14 protein-coding genes and 1 riboswitch are annotated in these 17328 nt (G+C 62.4%); of the genes, 9 read left to right on the top strand and 5 right to left on the bottom strand.

Annotation, left to right across the window (positions count from 1 at the left end):
- The first annotated feature begins 103 nt into the window (after positions 1-103).
- Positions 104-1993: a L,D-transpeptidase family protein gene (locus SJ05684_RS08420; protein WP_034857498.1), complete on the top strand. Its 1890-nt coding sequence runs from the start codon at positions 104-106 to the stop codon at positions 1991-1993.
- Positions 1994-2014: 21 nt separating this feature from the next.
- Here the strand turns inward: SJ05684_RS08420 and SJ05684_RS08415 are convergent, their stop codons facing one another.
- Entirely contained in the window at positions 2015-2698 is a 684-nt protein-coding gene (locus SJ05684_RS08415) for an HAD family hydrolase (protein WP_034857529.1), read from the bottom strand.
- A gap of 218 nt (positions 2699-2916) precedes the next feature.
- Here SJ05684_RS08415 and rpiA point away from each other — a divergent pair, with 218 nt between their 5' ends.
- The 5 genes from rpiA (at position 2917) to SJ05684_RS08390 (ending at position 8042) form a co-directional block, all read left to right on the top strand.
- Positions 2917-3612: a ribose-5-phosphate isomerase RpiA gene (rpiA, locus tag SJ05684_RS08410; RefSeq protein ID WP_034857499.1), complete on the top strand. Its 696-nt coding sequence runs from the start codon at positions 2917-2919 to the stop codon at positions 3610-3612.
- A 122-nt stretch (positions 3613-3734) separates the two neighbouring features.
- Entirely contained in the window at positions 3735-4265 is a 531-nt protein-coding gene (locus SJ05684_RS08405; RefSeq protein WP_034857500.1) for a DUF2059 domain-containing protein, read from the top strand.
- Between the two features lie 181 nt (positions 4266-4446).
- Positions 4447-5838: a glutathione-disulfide reductase gene (gor, locus tag SJ05684_RS08400; protein ID WP_034857502.1), complete on the top strand. Its 1392-nt coding sequence runs from the start codon at positions 4447-4449 to the stop codon at positions 5836-5838.
- A 220-nt stretch (positions 5839-6058) separates the two neighbouring features.
- Positions 6059-7432, top strand: coding sequence for a class II 3-deoxy-7-phosphoheptulonate synthase (locus tag SJ05684_RS08395; protein WP_034857504.1), 1374 nt, complete (start codon positions 6059-6061; stop codon positions 7430-7432).
- A 211-nt stretch (positions 7433-7643) separates the two neighbouring features.
- Positions 7644-8042, top strand: coding sequence for a GFA family protein (locus SJ05684_RS08390; protein ID WP_034857506.1), 399 nt, complete (start codon positions 7644-7646; stop codon positions 8040-8042).
- Positions 8043-8057: 15 nt separating this feature from the next.
- Here the strand turns inward: SJ05684_RS08390 and SJ05684_RS08385 are convergent, their stop codons facing one another.
- The 4 genes from SJ05684_RS08385 to SJ05684_RS08370 all read right to left on the bottom strand — a co-directional run bounded on the left by SJ05684_RS08385 (position 8058) and on the right by SJ05684_RS08370 (position 13528).
- The gene (locus SJ05684_RS08385; RefSeq protein ID WP_034857507.1) at positions 8058-8957 is read right to left on the bottom strand and encodes a hypothetical protein; all 900 of its coding nucleotides are present in this window, start codon (positions 8955-8957) and stop codon (positions 8058-8060) included.
- 165 nt (positions 8958-9122) lie between these two features.
- Positions 9123-10856, bottom strand: coding sequence for a pilus assembly protein TadG-related protein (locus SJ05684_RS08380; RefSeq protein ID WP_034857509.1), 1734 nt, complete (start codon positions 10854-10856; stop codon positions 9123-9125).
- Position 10857: 1 nt separating this feature from the next.
- Positions 10858-11280 carry a TadE/TadG family type IV pilus assembly protein gene (locus SJ05684_RS08375; protein ID WP_034857510.1) on the bottom strand — a complete coding sequence of 141 codons (423 nt, stop codon included), beginning with the start codon at positions 11278-11280 and terminating at the stop codon, positions 10858-10860.
- A gap of 334 nt (positions 11281-11614) precedes the next feature.
- Positions 11615-13528 carry an LTA synthase family protein gene (locus tag SJ05684_RS08370; RefSeq protein WP_085939127.1) on the bottom strand — a complete coding sequence of 638 codons (1914 nt, stop codon included), beginning with the start codon at positions 13526-13528 and terminating at the stop codon, positions 11615-11617.
- 271 nt (positions 13529-13799) lie between these two features.
- Between SJ05684_RS08370 and SJ05684_RS08365 the strand changes: the two genes are divergently transcribed.
- From SJ05684_RS08365 to bluB, 3 genes are all read left to right on the top strand, one after another.
- Entirely contained in the window at positions 13800-15482 is a 1683-nt protein-coding gene (locus SJ05684_RS08365; RefSeq protein WP_034857514.1) for an NAD+ synthase, read from the top strand.
- A gap of 3 nt (positions 15483-15485) precedes the next feature.
- Positions 15486-16316 carry a TolB family protein gene (locus SJ05684_RS08360; RefSeq protein WP_034857515.1) on the top strand — a complete coding sequence of 277 codons (831 nt, stop codon included), beginning with the start codon at positions 15486-15488 and terminating at the stop codon, positions 16314-16316.
- Positions 16317-16347: 31 nt separating this feature from the next.
- Positions 16348-16555, top strand: a riboswitch (cobalamin riboswitch).
- 44 nt (positions 16556-16599) lie between these two features.
- On the top strand, positions 16600-17307 hold the full coding sequence (bluB, locus tag SJ05684_RS08355; protein ID WP_034857516.1) for a 5,6-dimethylbenzimidazole synthase: 708 nt from the start codon (positions 16600-16602) through the stop codon (positions 17305-17307).
- Positions 17308-17328 lie beyond the last annotated feature (21 nt).

Below are 17328 nucleotides of genomic sequence, written 5' to 3'. Positions count from 1 at the left end.
TTCATTCACCATCCTTTTCTATAACTCTTCGGGCACGAGGGCGTGGCGAGCATCTGGCAGCGGCCGAATTCGGCGGCAACGCGATACGGGGACTTCTATTCTTATGAACATTTTCAAATCGGCAGTGATAGTTGCGCTCATGAGTGGCTGTGCGATCGCCACCATGGATGTACGGCCCGCGTCGGCGATCACCCTGATGGATCTTATCCGCGGCGGCAAGAAACGCGCAGCGCACGAGCAGGTTCAGCCCGGTCAGCCTGCGCCCGGCTTCGATACAATGCTGCAACAGGAGCAGAGGGCCGTTGCGCCTCCCAAGATATCCGGCCCGCGCTACTACACCTATAAGGCCGAGCCGTTGCGCAGAGTTCAGACGGACCGGCTGGTCGATCCGGTCGTTACCGGCTCGGTGGGAAGCTATGGTCTGCCGCCGATGCTGCGGGTTCCGCTTGCGAATGCGCGGCAGTTTCTCCCCGAGGTCGATGTAAGCGCCCCGGCCGGGGTGGCGAAGGCGATGGAGAGCTTTTACGGCGGACGTTCGGACTTTCTCTGGATCGCCGGCAGCGGCATCAACTCTCGTGCGAAAGCCGCAATTGCCGTCCTCAAGGATGCCGCGAAGGTCGGTCTCGACCCCGCGGATTATGCGGTAGCGGTGCCTGCCGACGCGTTCGACCGCGGCGACATGATCACACGCGAAAAGGATCTGGTGCGTTTCGAGATCGCGATGTCCGCGGCGGTGCTCACCTATGTACAGGATACCGTGCGCGGCCGCATCGACCCGAACAGGATTTCTGGTTATCACGACTTCAAGCGCAAGACGGTCGATCTTGCAGGCTTTCTCGAAAAGCTGGCGACCACGAGCGACGTCGCGGCGCTGATCGAAAGCCAGAATCCGAAGAGCTCGCAATTCCTGGCGCTGAAGCGGGAACTCGAGAGGCTCCGCGCCGAAACGGACGCAACCCCGCGCGTCGAGATCGCGCCAGGGACGCTGCTGAAGCCCGGCGACAGCAACCCGGAACTTGCCAATATCGTCGCCGGCATAAGGCTGAAGGCATCGGAGGCGCTGAAGACGGAGCACGCGGTGGTGCTTGCGAGCTACCAGGGCGCGCCGGAATACACGCCGGAGCTGGTTTCCCTCGTCGAAGCTTTCCAGAAGGAAAAGGGGCTGAAGCCGGATGGCATCGTCGGCCAAGCATCGATTCGCGCCCTGACCGGCGGCGAGACGACGGCGACCAAGATCGACAAGCTCGAGGTCGCGATGGAACAGGCGCGCTGGCTGCCGGACGGCCTCGGCGATCGCTACGTGTTCATCAACCAGCCGGCCTTCATGGCCTACTATACCGAAGGCGGCACGGAGCAGTTCTCCATGCGCGTGGTCGTCGGCTCCAAGGCGAACCAGACCTATTTTTTCCAGGACGAGATTCAGACCGTCGAGGTGAACCCCTATTGGGGCGTTCCGCAGTCGATCATCGTCAATGAGATGCTGCCGAAGCTCAGAAGCGACCCGAGTTACCTCGATCGTATGGGCTATCAGGTCGAGGTCGGCGGACGCGCCGTGCCATCTTCGGCCGTGAACTGGTACGGCTCGACCGCTTCCGTGTCCGTCCGGCAGCCGCCGAGCAGCGACAATGCGCTTGGCGAACTCAAGATCCTCTTCCCGAACTCGCACGCGATCTACATGCATGACACGCCTTCAAAAAGCTTCTTCAAGCGCGACCAGCGGGCGCTGAGCCATGGTTGCGTGCGCCTCTCGGAGCCGCGCCGTATGGCGGCCGCCGTCCTCGGCGTCAGCATGGAGGAGGTCGCGAGCGAGATCGCCAGCGGGCGCAACAAGGCCCTGCCGGTCTCGCAGAAGATCCCGGTCTACGTCTCCTATTTCACGGCATGGCCGAACAAGGAAGGGAAGGTCGAATACTTCAACGACGTCTACGGCCGCGACATGTATATGAACCGCGCATTCGAAGCGACCCGCAAGGCGCGGCACGCCGAAGGCTGAACGAGGTCGCGACTCCGGCCTCTATTTGGGTTTCCGGTCGAGGAGCGTCTCGACAAGGTGCGGCGTAAGTTCGTCGAAATGCTTGATGATGCGGTCCGGCGAGAGGCTCTCGACGGGCACGTCGGAGTAACCGAACGGGACGGCGATTGACGGCACAGCCGCATTCCGCGCGACGAGGATGTCGTTGAGGCTGTCGCCGACCATCACCGCTCGCTCCACGGTGCTGCCGGCATTGGCGACGGTCGAAAGCAGGTGTTCGGCGTGCGGCTTGCGCACCGAGAAGGTGTCGCCACCGGCGATCGCGTCAAAGCGGCCGATCAGGCCGAGGCCCTCGAGAAGGCGTTTCGCCAGCATTTCCGGCTTGTTGGTGCAGACCGCGAGCTTCAGCCCCGCGTCCTGCAGCCGGTCGAGCGCCGCCACAAGGCCCGGATAGGGCAGGGACTCCCCCGGCATCGAGCCGTGGTAGACCTCGACGAACGCCTTCATTTGCCAGGTGAGGTCCTCTTCACTGAGCGCCCTGCCGCGTAGCGCGAAGGTCCGCTCGATCATGGCGCGGGCTCCGTGACCCACGAGGTGCGTGAGGTCGGCGTAAGTAACCGGTTGGATACCTGCCTGTGTGATCACATGGTTGAGGCTGGCGACAAGGTCCGGCGCGGTATCGACGAGCGTGCCATCGAGATCGAAGACGACGAGAGGTGGGGTCAAGGGAAGCCTCGTTCTTGAAATCCTGTCCATTCGGGTAGGCGAAGTCTCCGCGGAATGCAATGGAGACATAGGTCGGCGAACGCCACCGGAATCCGGTGCAGCCCGCGCATTTTGGCTTTTGTTTGCCGCGGCGGGCGTGTAAGTGTCTGGTCGAAATTTGGACGGGAGCCGGTTCGCAGCCGGCTCTGCCGTCGTGGCATCAGAGGAGCGAGTGGCGCATGGACGCCCGCCAGATGAAAATCAAGGCCGCCGAAGCGGCGCTTGCCTATGTGGAAGATGGAATGCGTCTCGGAATCGGGACCGGGTCGACCGCGGAGGAGTTCGTGCGGCTGTTGGCAGAAAAGGTCGCCGGCGGCTTCCGCATCGAGGGCGTGCCGACGTCGGAACGCACGGCGCGGCTGTGCCTCGAACTGGGCGTGCCGCTGAAATCGCTCGACGAGCTGCCGGAGTTGGACCTGACGGTTGACGGCGCCGACGAAGTCGACAGAAAGCTGCGACTGATCAAGGGTGGCGGCGGGGCGCTGCTGCGCGAGAAGATCGTCGCGAGCGCTTCGGAGCGAATGATCGTCATCGCCGACGAATCGAAGGTGGTCGACGTGCTCGGCGCCTTCAAGCTGCCGATCGAGGTCAATCCGTTCGGGCAGTTTGCAACACGGATTGCGATCGAGAAGGTGGCCTCGCGCCTCGGCCTGACGGGCGATATCGTCGTGCGCGCCTCCGGCGACGGACCCTTCATGACCGACGGCGGGCATCTCATTCTGGATGCATCATTTGGCCGTATTCCTGATGCAGAGGCGCTGGCATCGGAGCTGAATGCCATTCCGGGCGTCGTCGAACACGGGCTATTCATCGGAATCGCAACTTTGGCGATCATCGCCGGCCCGTCAGGGGCGCGTGTTCTGACGGCGGCCTGAGCGGGCCGAACCGGTTCGATCGGGCGCCCGCGGGGCGGCGACGAGTGAAGAATTTCCGCGCATGCGGGCCGGGCGGCGGCAATGGCCGGGCGGCATGCGCCAACACAGGAGCATGGATAAAAATGAACAAAATCGCAGGTCTTGCCCGCGCATTCGCAACCGCAGCCGTTCTTCTTTCCGTATCGGTGCCGGCCGTACAGGCCCAGGACGTGACCGAGGATCAGATCAAGGCGGCACGCGCGACGATTGCCGCACTCGGCGTGACCAACAGCTTTGACAATATCCTGCCGAACCTGGCCGAGCGGCTGAAAAACACGCTGATCCAGGCTTCGCCGAACCATCAGGAACTGATCACCGCCACGGTTGACGAGAAGGCGCTTGGGCTTGCGGGACGCCGGTCGGATCTCGAGCGCGAGGCTGCGGCTATCTACGCCAGGACCTTCACCGTCGACGAGCTGAACGCCATCACCGCCTTCTACAGTTCCGACGCCGGCAAGAAGCTCTTGAACGACGGCCCGATCGCGTCGCGCGAGCTGCTGAAGGCCGCCGACATCTGGGCAGCCGGCGTTTCGCGCGATCTCACCAACGAGGCAACCAAGTCGCTCGACGAAAAGATCGGCTCGACGCCCGCTGCAGAGGCACCCGCGCAATAAAGGCCGGCGAGAGGCCGCCTGGCTCAATCGCCTGACAAAGCCCGGAGCGATCCGGGCTTTTCTTTTTTTGCGTCGCAATACTATATCAGGGCGAAGGCGACTCCCGTCGCCCGCCGCATACCGGGCCGAGGTTCGATGACCGCCGGCTTCATCCGATCTTTCGTTGCTTGAGGAGCTTTCCATGACCGCTTTCGACTATGACCTCTTCGTGATCGGTGGTGGTTCCGGCGGCGTGAGAAGCGGTCGACTGGCGGCCTCGCTTGGCAAGAAGGTGGCGATCGCGGAGGAGTTTCGTTATGGCGGCACCTGCGTGATCCGCGGCTGCGTGCCGAAGAAGCTCTACGTCTATGCCTCGCAATATTCGGAGCATTTCGAGGATGCAGCCGGTTTCGGCTGGACCGTGGGCGAACGGCGCTTCGACTGGAAGGCGCTGGTCGCCGCCAAGGAGCAGGAAATCACCCGGCTTGAAGGCCTCTACCGCAAGGGCCTCGCCAATGCTGGTGCGGAAATACTCGACACACGGGCGGAACTGGTGGGGCCACACGAGGTGCGCCTGACCGCAAGCGGCAAGACGGTCACGGCAGAGCGCATAGTGATCGCAGTCGGCGGGCATCCGACGCCCCACGAGGCGTTGCCCGGGCACGAGCTCTGCATCAGCTCGAACGAGGCCTTCGACCTGCCGGAGCTGCCGCAATCGATCCTGATCGCCGGCGGCGGCTATATCGCGGTCGAATTTGCCAATATCTTCCATGGGCTCGGGGTCGAAACGACGCTGATCTATCGCGGCAAGGAAATCCTCTCGCGCTTCGATCACGATCTCAGGCGAGGCCTGCATGCGGCGATGGAGGAGAAGGGCATCCGAATCCTCTGCGAGGACATCATCCAGTCGGTTTCGGTGGGGCCGGACGGCCGGCGCACCGCAAGGACCATGAAGCATGGCGAACTCGTTTCCGACCAGGTGATGCTCGCCCTTGGCCGGGTTCCCAACACGCAAGGCCTCGGGCTGGAAAAGGCCGGCGTCAAGACGAACGAACGGGGCGCCATTATGGTCGACGCCTATTCGCGTACGACGGCGCCCGGCATCTACGCGCTCGGCGATGTCACCGATCGCGTGCAACTGACGCCGGTGGCGATCCATGAGGCGATGTGCTTCATCGAAACTGAGTACAAGGACAACCCGACCTCGCCCGACCACGATCTGATCGCGACCGCCGTTTTCTCGCAGCCGGAGATCGGCACGATCGGATTGACGGAAGAGGAAGCGGCCCGGACCTTCGAGGAGCTCGAGGTCTACCTGGCGGAGTTCCGGCCGATGAAGGCGACCCTTTCGGGGCGCAAGGAAAAGATGATTATGAAGCTGGTGGTCAATGCCACCGATCGCAAGGTCGTGGGCGCGCACATCCTCGGCCATGATGCCGGCGAGATGGCGCAATTGCTGGGGATCTCGCTCAAGGCCGGCTGCACTAAGGATGACTTCGACCGCACCATGGCCGTTCATCCGACGGCGGCGGAAGAACTTGTGACGATGTATCAGCCGACTTATCGCGTGCGAAAGGGCGAAAGGGTCGCGTGAGCCGCTCCTCGCAGGCAGCCCATGTTTTCTGGTAGAATGACTTTGCAAGCCTCATGTTAACGTTTATAAGCCCGCATCCGCCACGTCTCGGCGCGCGGCGGAGGCGGCTGCTTGGATCGGCCGGCTTGCCGATGCGAAAGATGCAATCCGAATTCCGGGGCGGCCTTCAGGGCCGCAAAGGCGAGACGCGGATCCGTTCGCGTCAGATAACAGGTGAGAAATGGCACAGACTTGGACCCCGAACAGCTGGCGGCAGAAACCCATTCAGCAGGTGCCGGACTATCCGGACCTCGCAGTGCTCGAGAGCGTTGAATCGCGCCTCGCGAAATATCCGCCGCTCGTCTTTGCCGGCGAGGCTCGGCGTCTGAAGCATGCCCTTGCCAGTGTCGCGGAGGGCCGCGGTTTCCTTCTGCAGGGCGGTGACTGCGCCGAAAGCTTCGCAGAACACGGCGCCGACACGATCCGTGATTTCTTCCGTGCCTTTCTGCAGATGGCCGTCGTGCTGACCTTCGGCGCGCAGCAGCCGGTCGTCAAGGTCGGTCGCATCGCCGGCCAGTTTGCCAAGCCCCGTTCCTCGTCGGTCGAGAAGCAGGGCGACGTGACGCTGCCGAGCTACCGCGGCGACATCATCAACGGCATCGAGTTCACGGAAGAGGCGCGTGTCCCCAATCCGGAACGGCAGATCATGGCCTATCGCCAGTCCGCCGCGACCCTCAATCTGCTGCGAGCCTTTGCGATGGGCGGCTATGCGAACCTCGAAAACGTGCATCAGTGGATGCTCGGCTTCGTCAAGGACAGTCCGCAGGCCGAACGCTACCGCAAGCTCGCTGACCGGATCTCCGAGACCATGGATTTCATGAAGGCGATCGGCATCACCGCAGAAAACCATCCAAGCCTGCGCGAGACCGACTTCTTCACCAGCCATGAGGCGCTGCTGCTCGGCTATGAGCAGGCGTTGACGCGGGTCGATTCGACCTCGGGCGACTGGTACGCGACCTCCGGCCATATGATCTGGATCGGCGACCGCACGCGCCAGCCGGACCACGCCCATGTCGAATATTGCCGCGGCATCAAGAACCCGCTCGGACTGAAGTGCGGCCCATCACTGACGGCTGACGGTCTCCTGGAACTGATAGACCTCCTGAATCCGGCCAATGAGGCAGGGCGGTTGACGCTGATCTGCCGCTTCGGCCACGACAAGGTTGCAGAGCACATGCCGCGCCTGATCCGGGCCGTCGAGCGCGAGGGCAAGAAGGTCGTCTGGTCCTGCGATCCGATGCACGGCAACACGATCACGCTCAACAACTACAAAACGCGGCCGTTCGAACGGGTCCTTTCGGAAGTCGAGAGCTTCTTCCAGATCCATCGCGCGGAAGGCACCCATCCAGGCGGCATCCATATTGAGATGACGGGCAACGACGTGACCGAATGCACCGGCGGCGCGCGCGCGCTTTCCGGCGACGACCTGGCCGATCGCTATCATACCCATTGCGATCCGCGCCTGAACGCGGACCAGGCGCTCGAACTCGCCTTCCTGCTCGCCGAACGCATGAAGGGCGGTCGCGATGAGAAGAGGATGGTCGTCAACGGCTGACCTACTGCATGTCTCTTAAGTCGACCTCGATTAAGGGACAAAGACATGCAGCACTGCAAACTGCTACAGCGACCTTTGCGCGTCTGATAAGACGCGGCGCTGTATGCAGAATGGTTCAAAATATCTGAACCTTCAGCGCATCTTCTGAATTTGACAGGGCCGGGCCGGCCGATGGAAGCTGGCCCGGCTTTTTGTTGCCATGGAGAGTAGAATGCGGGACAACCACGAAGGCGGCTGCCTTTGCGGCGCGGTACGGTTCAAGACGCGCGGAAAATTGCGGGAGCTGATCTTCTGCCATTGCTCGCAGTGCCGGAGGCAGACGGGGCTCTATTACGCGGCCACCAATGTGCTCGACAGCGACATGGAGCTGGAGGGGGCCGACCAGATCACCTGGTATCGCTCCAGCGGCGAGGCGCAGCGCGGCTTCTGCCGCCATTGCGGATCCGCCCTGTTCTGGAAGGCGGAGGGGCTCGACTACACGTCCATACTGGCCGGAGCATTCGAGAACGCAACCGAACTCGAGCCCGGCTATCACATCTTTTGCGCCGACAAGGGTGACTATTACGAGATTAACGACGATCTCCCGCGCTTTGCCGCAGGTCGCGATTGACGGGGATTGTCTTCCTCAGGGGCGAGAGGCAACCGCCTGATCGAAGGCGCTTGCCAGTGCTTCGAGCTTGATCGCCTGCCAGGACGCGTATTCGTCGATCAGCCGGGCGCTCAGCCAGAAGCGCCCTCGCTGATCATCCTGGCCCTTGCCGATCAGGCCCGCGGCTTCCGCACGCGCGAACAGGCGGCGGACATGCGTGTTCGAAACGAGATAGTGCTCGGCAAGATTGGCGAGGTTGACCTCGATCCAGACCCTGTCTGACTTCGGAGCAAGACTCGCGGGTCGCGTCATCAGATCGTCGAGGATCACGCCGCCTGACTCGGCCCAGACAAACACCCCAACGCCCGCTGGCGGGTCGGTCCAATCCGGATTTGAAAGCAGCTGTCTGGCGGCCAATGGCTGGGCACGTTCGAAGATCGAGCCATCGTCTTCGACCTGTCTTTCCCTGCTACCTCCATCGAGACAGTCGAGCGTGCTCATCTGGCTCTTGAACCAGAGCCGCATGGCACGCTCGCTTGCTTCGGCCGGTTGGAGCGGCCGAGTTCGTCGGGAGTGGCCGCCTGTCGCCCGAATCAGCAGCTTATAGGTGACGAGTTCCGCAAGGAAAGCCGCCGCCGTGTTGCGGCTGGCGCCGCCCGTCTCCTGCATAATTTTCAGGAGCCGCGCGGCGGTAATGCCGGTTTCGGGGTCGTTTGGGTCCCGCTCCAGGTGCAGGGCATAGGAGGCATGGGTGAGCATCCATTTTCGGTGCGACGAAACCAGGCGCGCCATGCGCGGGAAGAGGTCATTCACGGCAATCAGCACGCGAGCACTGGATTGCAGTACCTCGCGATACTGCAGATTCTGCAGCAATGCGTCCGCCGTTAAGGCAGGCACGCTATCGTTGCCTACGTCCCTTCCTGCGATCCGTTGCATCTACTGCGTGTGCCCCTTCACGTGTCGACTGCCCCTGTGATCCAAGTCTCGATGCAACCAGCATGCGAGAAATATTCTAACGTCCAAATGCATCATTTGTTTCCAGACTAAAGTCCGATAGGTGTGCTGCCAAAAGTCCTACGGCTCGCTGAATCTGTCCTTTTGTCATTGTACAAGCACCGGTTGTTGGCAACTGACGCCGGTGACGCGGATATCGGCCTCTCCAACGCGCACGCCCGTAAGGAGGAGCAGATTGTAAAGCAGATCGTCGATGGGGGCCGCGGCGGCACTGAGCGTCTCGGCCAGCGCCTCCCGCACCAGTGTCGGGCTTCCAAGCGAGACAGGGCCCACTTGTATCCGGGTGTCGAGATCGCCGAGCAGCGTCTGCATGGTAGAGGAGAGAATATCCTTCGTGGAGACGCTTTTGACCGTGCGTGAAGCGACCTCGTTGGGGCTGAAGGTGAGGCGGGAAGGCTGCAGATTCTCGGCCGTGATATGGGCGAGGGCATCGATCTTGAGAAGAGCGGTGTCGACGATCCGCGCCGAAGCAACGCGGGGCTCGGCCGAAAAGCTTGCCAGTATGTCCGGGTTAACTTCTCCAAGCGCGAATTCCGCTACGCCCGGCACGGCGTCGACGGCGACGGAGGCATTTTCCGGCGACCCGCCGAGGCAATGTATGTCTGCGAGTTTCGCCTCCGCGTGGGCAAGTTCCACATAAAGCGGGACCTGGAGCATGACGCCGGAGAGGGCTGCAAGACCCTCGATATTGGCCCTGACCGCCACTCGGGTCTGGGCAGTGCGCACCGCAGCGCCGGGTGCCGCGAGCCGGTGGCTGGGCGTTTCCATCGGCGGCTCGCCGATGGAAAGATTGATCTTCGCCGAGGCGATGCCCGGGAGGCCGGCGGTTGCGTCAAATGCGATCTGGTGCTCGCCATTGGTGACGGCCGCGGCGGCGGAGACCAACTGCAGGGCGCTGACGCGCATGGTCCAATCCGAACCGGCGTCGACACGCAGGCTCTTCTTCGGATCGATATTCAGGATATTTGCGAGCGTGATCGTCCGCTTGTCCCCCGCCGTCGCGACCTCGATGCTTTTCAGCGCCGAAGCGGCGGTGCCGCCGAGACCGGAGAGGAGCCGCAGTGAGCCGATGAGCTGCGGCATCGTCAGATTGGCGGTCAGCACGTCTTCATAGGAGCCTGCCGTCAGATTGAGGCGAGTGGCGACGAGCTTAAGAAGCGGCTGAATGTCGATGTCCGCGTCCAGCAGCGCTTCGTAGTCCATCGCCTTTAACGAAATACTCGTTCCGAGCATCTGTCCGAGCACGGCGTTCAGCAGGCCGCCATTGAGGCTTGCAAGGCGCGAGCCCACCGAAAACGCAGCGAACTTGGAGTGTGCGGCGGTGCCCACCACCCCAAGTTCCGGCGGCTTGCTGAACAGGGCCGCCAGATAAAGGTTTCCCTTCTTTTCGATCGTCACCTGGACGGCGTCCGCCGGTGTGGCGTTCCTGATGAAGCGTTGACCGGCCTCGACCGCGGGGTCGGGAACATAGCGGCCACGCTCGAGCGTTGCGACGCCCTTGGCCGCAGCTTCGGCGGTCCAGGGCAGGCGCTCGCCATCCACTGTCATCAGGCCATCGGGTGTCGATACGGCAAAGGCAAGCCCGTTGCTCCTGAAATGGTCCAGGACTGCTTCTTCGGCTGAAGCGATGTCGGCGGCGGCCACGATCGCCGCGAGATCCGCGACGGTCTGCATCTCGCGCCTTTGCAGGGTGAGATAGCCGTAGTCGATCCCAAGGCCCATGGACATGATCACGAGCGGCATGACCAATGCGGCCGAGATGCCGACATTGCCGCTCCTGGATCTGAGAAGGCCTTCACCGGGGCGCGTGGTTGGAGCCATGTCAGATCCCTCCGACGCGGATCGTCGCATAACGCTCGATCGTCGCATCCGGCAAGGCGAAGGTGAAAAGCCCCCAAATGGGGAGATCGCTGGCGTCGTATGTGACCGTGACGGTGAACTGGTTGGTATTGTTGGCGTCGTCTTCGACGCTGACATTCATTCGCGACGTCTTGATGAAGGTCTGATTCATCGTCGAGGATTGGATATAATCTGTCGCCAATTGCTTCCGCTCGGCCTGGGATAGGCCGGCAATCGCCGAGCGTGCAGCATCGGCAGCAATTTGCTGGATGGAGTGCGCGGCGCTGAGATAGATGCCGTAGGCGATCAATGTCAGCACGCACATGAAAAAGAGCGGCGCGACAATCGCGAACTCAATTGCTGCGGCTGCGCGGCGGTCGACAAGCAAGCTCTTGAGAACGGACATGACGGTAGCTCCGAGCGTTCATCATTGCTGGCATTTCAGAATTCCTGCATCTCTAGGGTGCGCCGCATTCGTTAATTTTCCTGCACTGTTTCAACCTATCGCGGTGGTTTTGGAGCAGGCCGGTACGACTACGCCTATTGGTTGCGGCGGCGGAGGCGTTACTTCACCGATGCGGGTCCGCCAAGCACACAGGAAGAGTTGCACAGGAAACCGGTGGAGGGGTGCCGTTCAGTCGTGCCACAGCGGCCTTCGCCGAAAGGACGCACAACGCCGTCAGTGACCTTGACGGGTGGGGCTGTGATGAGGGGCGCGGAGGTTCGCCTCTTATCGAGGGTTACGATCCCGCGCCGAACAGTTCGGCATGCGAGTCGAAGAAGCGTTCGGTGCCGTAGCGCTTGCCGAACATCATGTCGTGCTGAAGGAAACGGTAGTCCCGCAGCCATCGCGGCACCTTCCGCTGGCGTTGCCAGTCTGCGACGTCGGTGCCGTCCTCACGGAGCAGCATGTAGCGGTCGACGACGCGGAACCGCTCGTGCACTTCGCCGAGAAAACCGGTGTAGTAGGGGTGCTCATAGCCCGCCTGCTTCAGGATCGTGTAGGAAAGGAAGGCGGGGCTGATGGCGCCGACGTCCTTCTGCGCTCCGGTCTTGTTCGACCAGACGACAAGCGGCGTTTCGTGGCCGGCCCTCATCTCGTCCTTCGATCCCTTGCGCTCCGCGGTCACATTCTTCATGTAGCCCGTGCTGGTATAGACCGTATGCAGCGGCGGGAGGTGGTCGCCGAAGAGGACGATAATCGTCTCCCGGTCCCGCTTTTCCGCCCACTCCATCAGCATCTTGAGGCTGTCGTCGGCCTCCTTGATGCCCTGCGCATAGGTGGCGAGCACCTGACGGTCCTTCTCCGGCAGATTGCCTTCGACCTCGATCGTGTTCTTCACGTAACGGTTCGGTTCATAGGGGCCGTGGCCTTGCAGCGTCACTGCGAAGAAGAAGAAGGGATCCTGCATGGCGTCCGCCTGGCGGATAATCTCCTTCGTGAGCGCCTCGTCCGAGGCAAACATGCCGCGCTTCTTCATGGTCGGCATGTTGTCCTGGTCGCGGAAGGTGTCGAAGCCGAAGGCCTTGTAGACCGCCGTGCGGTTCCAGAACCAGCCCTGGAAGGGATGGATGGCACGCGCGGCGTAGCCCTCGCCGCGGAAGAAGGTTGCCAGCGACGGGATCGGATTGCGGATATATTGCTGATAGGGGATGCTGCCATAGGGCAGGAATGCGTTGGAGAAGCCGGTCAGCGCTTCGAATTCGACATTGGCGGTCATTCCGCCGAATTCAGGTGAGAAGACGGTGCCCCCCTGCAACGCGCGGACCGTCGGCATCGGATCGGGCTTCAGCGTCACATTCGGCAAAAGGGTCGGATCCCAGAAGGATTCGCTCATCAGTACGATCACGTCCGGCTTGCTGCGATGCGTCGTGCCGGCGGGAAGCGGTTTGACGGGAATCTTGTCGATCGCCTCGGCCATGTAACCGGCCGGCGCACTAACATTGGCCATCGGCAGATTGATCATGAAGGCGAGCGCAAAGCCGTTGTGCCGATAGTTCTCGCTTTGGTCCCACATGATGGGGACCACGCGCAGCCGATCGCGGATCCACGAGAACTGCGTGTAGTCCATGACGTTCCAGAAGGCGATGAGCAGCGGTAACGCAAAGGCCAGCCGGGCCAGGCGTTCGCGCCGCGTCAAGCGCGGGAAGTTGCGCCAGGCATATCGCAAGAGCAGGCCGGTCACGACCATTGCGGCGAGCAGACCAACCACGCAGCCGACCGCGGTCCATGGCCGGTCCTTTACGAGTACCGGCATCAGTTCCATGATCTGCCGGCCGAAGAGAAAGTCGGTCGGGTAGAGCGGATCGGAGAGGAAGACCTGCTTCTGCTGGCTGATGAAGGCCGGGAGTACCGCAAGGGGGGCGACCACCAGCGTGGCCTTATGCTCACGGCCGAAGATGGCGTCGAGCCCAAGCAGGACGAGAAAGAAAACCGCGACCGTCACCCAGGCGGGGCGCGCCGAATCCGCGAAAAAGTCGATCGTGTCGGAGATGGAGTGGCGACCGACGGCTTCGATCGCGAAGACGAGCGTTATCGCCAGGAATAGCGAGAGCAACGCGCTGCGCAGGCCAGCCAGGGTCCGGGCGTGCCGAGCGGCGAAACTCGGCCGCTCGGCGTAGATTTCGGAATCCGTCCCGGTGATGGATTTCATCGTGGCCACAGCCTCTCAAGCTTCACAAAAGTTTCACGTTACTGTCATACTGCCGTCATCTTGAACGGGCGATGAATGGCCGAACCGGTGGAGAGGCTACTGTGTTCCGGTGACTGGAAAGACGGGTGTTGGTGCCTAACGCGCGGATAAAGCTGAATTATTCAGATTATTCCGCGTCTGACCGCGATTGCGTGCGTTCTTTTGTCGCCGGATACGATAGAACGGGGTGTCCACCGGACTCATTTTCTGACGAAACATCGACAGGCCAGCCATGACCACACAGAATGCCGCACCTTCGACGCTACGCATCGCCGTGGCCCAGCTCAACCCGACCGTTGGCGATGTTGCCGGCAATCTCGCCAAGGCACGCGAGGCGCGCGCGGACGCGGCGCGCCAAGGTGCCGACCTTCTGCTGCTGACGGAGCTCTTCGTTTCCGGTTATCCGCCGGAAGACCTGGTCCTGAAGCCGGCATTCCTCAAAGCCTGCGAGCGGGCGGTCGAGACGCTCGCCGAGGAGACCGCTGACGGCGGCCCGGGCGTCATCGTCGGTTTTCCGCGCCAGGCAGCCGGGCGCCGGCACAATTCGGTGGCGGTGCTGGATACCGGCAAGATCATCGCCGTTCGCGACAAGGTGGATCTGCCGAACTACGGCGAATTCGACGAGAAGCGCGTGTTCGACGCCGGCGAAATGCCGGGGCCGGTCAATTTCCGCGGCATACGCATCGGCATCCCGATCTGCGAGGATATCTGGGGCGAGCTCGGCGTTTGCGAGACGCTCGCGGAGAGCGGCGCGGAGATTCTGCTTTCACCGAACGGCTCACCTTATTATCGCGGCAAGGTGGACGTGCGTCATCAGGTCGTGCTGAAGCAGGTAATCGAGACCGGGCTGCCGATGATCTACGCCAACCAGTTCGGCGGCCAGGACGAACTCGTCTTCGACGGTGCGAGCTTCGCCTTTAATGCCGACCGATCGCTCGCCTTCCAGATGAGCCAGTTCGAAGAGGCGGTTTCGATTTCGGAATGGATGAGGGGCTCGGACGGCTGGGTCTCGGCCAACGGGCACCAGTCGCGCCTTCCGGAAAGCGAGGAGACGGATTATCGCGCCTGCATGCTGGGGTTTCGCGACTACGTCAACAAGAACGGCTTCAAGAATGTCGTGCTTGGCCTTTCGGGTGGCATCGATTCGGCGATGTGCGCGGCCCTCGCGGTCGATGCGCTCGGCGAGGAGCGCGTGCGCACCGTCATGCTGCCCTATCGTTATACGTCGGAGGCCTCGCTGACGGATGCCGAAGCCTGCGCCAAGGCGCTCGGCTGCCGCTACGATGTCGTCGCGATCGAAGAGCCGGTCGAGGGTTTTCTCGACGCGCTCTCGGATATGTTCGAGGGCACGGAGCCCGGCATTACCGAGGAGAACCTGCAGAGCCGCACGCGCGGGACGATACTGATGGCGATCTCCAACAAGTTCGGTTCGATGGTGGTGACGACCGGCAACAAGTCGGAAATATCGGTCGGCTACGCCACGCTCTATGGCGACATGAACGGCGGGTTCAATCCGATCAAGGATCTCTACAAGATGCAGGTCTATGCGCTGGCACGCTGGCGCAACGGCACGGTACCGCCCGGCGCGCTCGGCCCTTCCGGCGAAGTCATTCCGCAGAACATCATCGACAAGGCGCCTTCCGCCGAGCTTCGGCCGAACCAGACCGACCAGGACTCGCTGCCGCCCTATCCGGTGCTTGACGACATCCTCGAATGCCTGGTGGAAAAGGAGATGAGCACCGAGGAAATCGTCGCCCGCGGCCACGAGGAGGCGATCGTCCATCGCGTCGAGCACCTGCTCTACATCGCGGAATACAAGCGCCGGCAGTCTGCGCCCGGCGTGAAGATCACCAAGAAGAATTTCGGCCGCGACCGGCGCTATCCCATCACCAATCGCTTCCGCGACAGGGGATAGTTCATGCGTAGTTCGGTGGAGATCTTCGACATCGCGACAGCTGAGACCCGCGTGGTCTGGCAGACGGAACGGCTGGTCGAAGCGCCGAACTGGTCGCCAGACGGGCGCTTCCTGGTCGTCAACGGCCATGGACGGCTCCATCGCATAGGGCTCGACGGGGCGCCCGATCCTGTCGAGATCGATACGGGCATTGCCCGCCAGTGCAATAACGACCACGGCATTTCGCCGGACGGAACGACGCTCGCCATCAGCGACAAGACCGAATTCGGCAAGTCGGCGATCTATCTCCTGCCGATCGAGGGCGGCACGCCGCGGCTCGTGACGCCGAAGCTTCCCTCCTATTGGCACGGTTGGTCGCCCGATGGTCGGACGCTGACCTATTGCGGTATTCGTGACCAGGTTTTCGACATCTATACGATTTCGGTCGAGGGCGGCGAGGAGCGCCGATTGACGTGGGGCGAAGGCCGCAACGACGGGCCGGATTGGTCGCCCGACGGTAAGTGGATCTATTTCAACTCCAGCCGTACGGGCCGCATGCAGATCTGGCGGATCCGGCCAGACGGCAGCGATGTCCAGCGTATCACCGACAGCCCCTATGGCGATTGGTTTCCGCATCCGTCACCCAATGGCAGGCACCTCTTGGTGCTCTCCTATGATGGCGAGGTTTTCGACCACCCGCGCGATCTCCACGTGCGGCTGCGGCTGATGGATCCGGAAGGCGGCGATGCACACGTCCTGTTCCAGCTCTTCGGCGGGCAGGGAACCATGAACGTCCCGAATTGGTCGCCGTCGGGCGATGCCTTCGCCTTCGTCCGCTATCGGCCCGAACGGTAGTGGCATGCCTTGCCTTTCGCAGGCGCCTGTGTCCATATGCGCCCCGTCAGGTGCCCGCATGCGCGGGAGAATCGGGAAGCCGGTGCAATTCCGGAACGTGCCCAACGCTGTGACGGGGACGGCCACGCCAGTCGGCTCTGAGGTTTCTTCAGAGCCTTGCCACTGAATCCAGCGATTCGGGAAGGCGGCGCGGCCGGGCGAACCGGAGTCAGAAGACCGGCCTGGCAAGATAGACCGGCCCCGCGTGGACGGCGGGAGGTTGTGCATTGTTGGGGATCGAACGATGCTGCCTGACCCGAACGGCTGCCTTGTCGCGGCCGGAGCTTTTTCAGCCGACGAGCGTGCCGCCGTCTACCGTGCGATCGAAACGCGCCGCGATGTGCGCGACGAATTTCTCCCCGAGCCGCTGCCCGAACCTCTGATCGCCCGGTTGCTTGCCGCTGCGCATAATGCCCCGTCCGTGGGCTTCATGCAGCCTTGGAACTTCGTTCTCGTGCGCGGGAATGAGACGCGGGAGAAGGCGTGGCATGCCTTTCAGCGCGCCAATGAGGAGGCCGCACGAATGTTCGCGGACGAAGCCCAGGCGAAATATCGCGCACTGAAGCTCGAAGGAATCCGCAAGGCGCCGCTCAGCATCTGCGTGACCTGCGACCGCACGCGCGGCGGCTCGGTCGTCCTCGGGCGCACGCACAATCCACAGATGGATGTCTACTCGACCGTCTGCGCGGTGCAGAATCTCTGGCTCGCCGCGCGCGCCGAGGGAGTCGGCGTCGGCTGGGTCAGCATCTTCCATGAAAGCGAGATCAAGGCGATCCTGGGCATACCGGAGCATATCGAAATCGTCGCCTGGCTATGCCTCGGTTTCGTCGACCGGCTCTATCAGCAGCCGGAACTGGCAGTAAAGGGATGGCGCCAGCGCCTCCCGCTCGAGGAACTGACATTCGAGGAAGGGTGGGGTCTTTCCGCAAGCCTGGATGTGAACCCGAAATAGCGTCTTTTTTCAGAGCGTTGT

The organism is Sinorhizobium sojae CCBAU 05684 (assembly GCF_002288525.1).
Classification (GTDB): Bacteria; Pseudomonadota; Alphaproteobacteria; order Rhizobiales; family Rhizobiaceae; genus Sinorhizobium; species Sinorhizobium sojae.
Note: the sequence above shows the minus strand (reverse complement) of the source record. Positions and strands in the feature narration are given on the sequence as shown.